6 protein-coding genes are annotated in these 4,892 nt (G+C 70.5%); 4 read left to right on the forward strand and 2 right to left on the reverse strand.

The genetic code is table 11. The features are described from left to right. The 3 genes from IBL26_RS25095 to IBL26_RS25105 form a co-directional block, all read left to right on the forward strand. Positions 1-358, forward strand: a 358-nt coding sequence (locus IBL26_RS25095) for a hypothetical protein (protein WP_206684308.1), incomplete at its 5' end; no start/stop codon positions are given. Between the two features lie 3 nt (positions 359-361). Continuing rightward, positions 362-583: a hypothetical protein gene (locus IBL26_RS25100; RefSeq protein ID WP_187787232.1), complete on the forward strand. Its 222-nt coding sequence runs from the start codon at positions 362-364 to the stop codon at positions 581-583. Between the two features lie 121 nt (positions 584-704). After that, positions 705-998 (forward strand): Dabb family protein, encoded by a 294-nt coding sequence (locus IBL26_RS25105; protein ID WP_187787233.1) that lies wholly within the window; start codon positions 705-707, stop codon positions 996-998. Between the two features lie 561 nt (positions 999-1,559). Here the strand turns inward: IBL26_RS25105 and IBL26_RS25110 are convergent. Continuing rightward, complete coding sequence (locus IBL26_RS25110; RefSeq protein WP_187787234.1) at positions 1,560-2,273, reverse strand: DJ-1/PfpI family protein; 714 nt, start codon at positions 2,271-2,273, stop codon at positions 1,560-1,562. Between the two features lie 5 nt (positions 2,274-2,278). Next, positions 2,279-3,469, reverse strand: coding sequence for an Mrp/NBP35 family ATP-binding protein (locus IBL26_RS25115; protein WP_187787235.1), 1,191 nt, complete (start codon positions 3,467-3,469; stop codon positions 2,279-2,281). A gap of 203 nt (positions 3,470-3,672) precedes the next feature. Here IBL26_RS25115 and hflK point away from each other — a divergent pair. Beyond that, positions 3,673-4,892: FtsH protease activity modulator HflK (hflK, locus tag IBL26_RS25120; RefSeq protein WP_187787236.1), on the forward strand; the 1,220-nt coding region annotated here is incomplete at its 3' end.

Below are 4,892 nucleotides of genomic sequence, written 5' to 3' on the forward strand. Positions count from 1 at the left end.
CACTGGTGCGCCGGCCGGTGCGCGCCCGGCCAGGGCCGCCACACGCCCGGCAGCCGCCCGGCCGCCCGCCAACCGGGCTGGCGGCAAGGGTAAGCCGCGCGGCAAGCAGGCGCCGGGCCGCTTCCGGCTGTGGCTGGCGCTGCTGCCGCGCCACTGGCTGGCGGTGGGGGTGATCGTCCTGGTGCTGCTGGTCGGCATCCCGCTGGCGCATGCGCTGGTGGGGGACCTCGGCGCCATCCTGCTGCTGACCGGCATCGGCGGATTCGCCCTTGGCCGCGCGACGGCGAAGCACGACATTCCCGGCACCGCGGCCTTGCGGGGCAAATCCCAGCCCCGCCGCCGCAATGGAGGGGCTTGAGGCATGTTCTGGATTCTGATGCTGCTGGTGCTGCTGGTGTTCGGCCTGCCGATGATGCTGCTGTTCGCGGCGCTCTCGGTCGGGTTCTGGATCGTGGGGCTGGTGCTGGGGCTCGTCTGGGCCGTGCTGACCTTTGTGTTCAACGATGCCGCCACGGCACTGCTGGTCGTCGTCGCACTCGGCCTCGGCTACGCCTGGGGCAAGAAGCGCCAGCAGCGCATCTGACGCGCCGCCGCGGAGCAGCCAGGCCCCATGCGGGCCTGGCCCCGCCTGTTGAGCCCCGCCTGTTCACCCTCGGTCGGTGCCGCCCTGTTCCCGGCAGCCATTGGCCCAAGGAGGCCCCGCCATGATCCGCCACATCGTCTTCTTCCGCGCCCGCGACCGGGCGGATGTCGGCCGCGTGCTCGAAGGCCTCTCCATCCTGAAGACCATCCCGCATTCCAGCCGCCTAGAGGTCACGCTGAACGGCAAGGTGGACCAGCTGGGCAATGACGTGGACGTGGTGGTGTATGGCGAATTCACCGATGCCGCCGCCCTGGCCGCCTACAAGGCGCACCCGACCTACCAGGAGTCCATCGACCGCGTCCGCCCGTTGCGGGATGTGCGGATGGCGGCGGATTACGAGGTGACGGTGGACTGAGCGACGGTTTCAAAAGCCTGCCGGGTCGGGCGCGGCGGTCTTTTCCGCGCCAGCTTTGCCGGCTTGGCCCGATGTCCCTGCATCGGGCCTGCGCCACCTCCGTGCCGGCACGAAAATTCCGACCGCGCTCTCAGCCAGCAGATTTCCGAAACAGTCTCTAAGGGCCCGTGCTCCGGTCCTTCCTGTCCAGGCGTTCTGCTCGAGACGGGCGCTGCTCCTATCAAACTCGCCCCGCCAAAGGCCTAAGGCCTTTGGAAACCCGGCTGTCAGTGGTTAAGCCGGCGGGCTTTAGCGCATTGAGCTATGCCGGGATCTGCCCGGCCAGGCCTAGGCCAGCGCCGGACACGCTGCTTTCCCCGCCAGGCCAGGCGACGGCGAAGCCTGCAATACTCGCCTGCCTCATCTTGCATGCGCCCCGACGCTCAGGCGTCCGGCCCGCCCCCCGCCGTTCCGGCAACCGGAACGCCTTTCCCATAGCCAGACAAGCAAACACCGCAGAAAAAAGAAGGGGTCCGGGGAATTCCTTCCCCGGCCTTCCGCTTCTCCGGCGCACCGTCCGCGTCAGCCCACCTTCAACCGTGCCACGGCCCGCGCATCCACCTCGGCCATCTTCGCCCGGTACCCGGCCGACTTGGCGCGGGCGGCTTCCAGGATGGCGGGCTCGGCGGTCTCCGGGCTGCCGGCGCCGGGGAAGGGCGGCTCGGGGGTGTATTCGATGCCCAGCTGCACCTGGCGGGCGAAGGCTTCGCCCTGCAGCGCGGCCAGCATGGTCAGGCCGAAATCGATGCCGGCGGTGACGCCGCCGCCGGTGATGCGGTTGCGGTCCACCACCACCCGGCCCTGCTTCGGGATGGCGCCGTAGGCGGCCAGCCGGTCATGCGAGTTCCAGTGCGTGGTCGCCTCGTAACCCTCCAGCAGCCCGGCGGCGGCCAGCACCAGCGCGCCGGTGCAGACGGAGGTGAGGAAGCGGCACCCGGGTTCCTGCTGGCGCAGGAAGTCCAGCATCGCCTCGTCCTCCATCGCATCCAGGTGGCCGGCGCCGCCGGGGACGCAGATCAGGTCCAGCTGCGGGCAGTTAGCGAAAGTGATGGTGGGCAGGATGGACAGCCCGCTGCTGCTGACGATGGGCGCCAGGTCCTTGGCCACTACGTGCAGGGTGGCGCCCGGCAGGTTGGCCAGCACGTCCCACGGCCCGGCGAAATCCAGGTTCAGCAGGTTGGGGAACAGCACGAAGCCGATCTGCAGGCCCCGATCCGACGCGTCAGTCTCGGACATTCATGTCACTCCACCACAAAACGGGGCGCGGCGGGGGCATTCCCGCCGGCCAGGACCTTCTCGCGCAGGCGGGCGGCAATGGCGCGGTAGGAACGCGCCTCGTCGCTCTCCGGCTTCGCGATGGCGATGGGGGTGCCGGCATCGGCCAGTTCCCGGATCGCCAGTTTCAACGGCAGCTCGCCCAGGAACTCCACGTCCATGCGCGCGGCCTCCGCCCGGGCGCCGCCATGGCCGAAGATCTCGGACCGGTGGTCGCAGTTCGGGCAGCAGAAATAGGACATGTTCTCGATCAGCCCCAGCACCGGCACATTCACCTTCTGGAACATGCGGACGCCGCGCCGCGCGTCGATCAGCGCCACGTCCTGCGGGGTGGAGACGATCACGGCGCCGGCCAGCGGCACGCGCTGGCTCATCGTCAGCTGGGCGTCGCCGGTGCCGGGGGGCATGTCGACCACCATGATGTCCAGCTCGCCCCATTCCACCTGGCCCAGCATCTGCTCCAGCGCGCCCATCACCATGGGGCCGCGCCAGACCATCGGCGTCTCCTCCTCCACCAGGAAGCCGATGGACATCGCCTTCAGCCCCCAGCGGGAGATGGGGATGATGCGCCCGCCGGTGGCCCGCGGCTTCTCCCGCGTGCCCAGCATCTGGGGCAGGGACGGGCCGTAGATATCCGCGTCCAGCAACCCGACCTTCAGCCCCTCAGCGGCGAGGGACACGGCGAGGTTGACGGCGGTGGTGGACTTGCCGACGCCGCCCTTGCCGGAGGCGACGGCGATGATCGCCTTCACGTCCGGCAGCAGCATCGGGCCCTGGCCGGGGGCGGGCCGTGTGGCGCGGGCGGCGCCGGGCGGGGCGGCGGGGCCGGGGGCAGGGCGGTGGTCATGGCCATGATGCGCGCCGCCCTGGGGCGCCGGCCCGGTCTGGATATTCCCCAACTGGATGTCCCGGTGCGCCGTCAGCACGCAGGTGGCGGAGAGCACGCCGGGCACCGCGGCCGCCGCCTTCTCAGCCGCCGCGCGCAGCGGCTCCATCGCCCGGGCACGCTCCCGCGGCACGGAAAGTGCGAATTGCACCAGGCCGTCCCGGGCGGACAATCCTTGCAACATGCCAGACGAGACCACGTCCTGTCCCGAATCAGAGTCCCGCACCTGGGCCAAGGCGGCGCGGACGGCCTCCGTCAGTGTGTCACCCATCGCTTGAAAACCCCTTCTTCCCGGACAATATCCGCCCCGCCCTCGCTGTGGCGTGATGCACCGCATTGCGCCATGGCCCGGACAGGGCGACATATGGTCTGGCCCTGTCGCGCATGCACCCGCCTCGCGCAAGCGGCCGAGACTTGCCACGGTCGCGCTTTATGCGCGATTGCGACGACACGTTACGGGAGATGTGCCGGCCGATGCCCTGGAACAATAATGGTGGTTCGAACTCTGGAGGTGGCCAGGGTGGTAGCCCGTGGGGCAATCCGCGCCCGGGCGGGCCTTGGGGGACACCGCCGCAGGGCGGGGGCCGTGGCCCCGGCAACCAGGGCGGCGGTGGCGCCCCGGACCTGGATGAGGCCATCCGTAAGTTGCAGGAAACGCTGCGCGGCATGTTCGGCGGCGGCGGTGGCGGCGGCACGGGCGGTGGCGGCTTCGGCAAGGGCTCGGGCAAGTGGATCGGCATCGGCGTGGCCGCGCTGGTCGCGGTCTGGGCCGCCAGCGGCATCTATCGCGTGCAGCCCGATGAGCAGGGCGTGGTGCTGCGCTTCGGCGCCTTCACCGGCACGACCACCCAGCCCGGCCTGAACTACCGGCTCCCGTGGCCCATCGAGAGCGTGACGACGCCGCGCGTGACGCGCATCAACCGTATCGATATCGGCTTCCGCGCACCCAACGATTCGCCGCTGCAGCGCCCCGTCTCCGCCCGCGACGTGCTCGAGGAGAGCATGATGCTGACGGGGGACGAGAACATCATCGACATCGACTTCGCGGTGTTCTGGCGCATCCGCGATGCCGGCGAGTACCTGTTCAACACCCGCAACCCCGACGCCACCGTGAAGTCGGCCGCCGAGAGCGTGATGCGCGAAGTGGTGGGGCGCACCCCGATCCAGCCCGCGCTGACCGAGGCACGCGCGCAGATCGAGCAGGCCGTCCGCACCGGCACCCAGGCCATCCTGGACCAGTACGGCTCGGGCATCGAGATCTCGCAGGTCCAGCTGCTGAAGGTCGATCCGCCACCGGCCGTCATCGACGCCTTCCGCGACGTGCAGCGCGCCAATGCGGACCGCGAGCGCGCCCGCAACGAGGCCGAGGCCTACCGCAACGACATCATCCCCCGCGCCCGCGGCGAAGGCCAGCGCCTGGTGCAGGAGGCCGAAGGCTTCAAGGAAAGCCAGGTCGCCCGTGCCCGAGGCGAGGCCGCCCGCTTCATGAGCGTGCTGTCCGCCTACCAGGTGGCGCGCGACGTGACGGTGCGCCGCCTGTACCTGGAGACGATGGAAGAGATCCTGCGCGCCAACCCGAAGATCGTGGTGGACGACCGCTTGCAGGGCGTCGTGCCCTACCTGCCGCTGGATAGCGCGCCGGCCGCCGCCGCCGCGCCCGGCAACGGCGCTGCCCCCGCCGCCCAGGCGCCCCG

Source organism: Teichococcus aerophilus, from assembly GCF_014490485.1.
Taxonomy (GTDB): domain Bacteria; phylum Pseudomonadota; class Alphaproteobacteria; order Acetobacterales; family Acetobacteraceae; genus Pseudoroseomonas; species Pseudoroseomonas aerophila.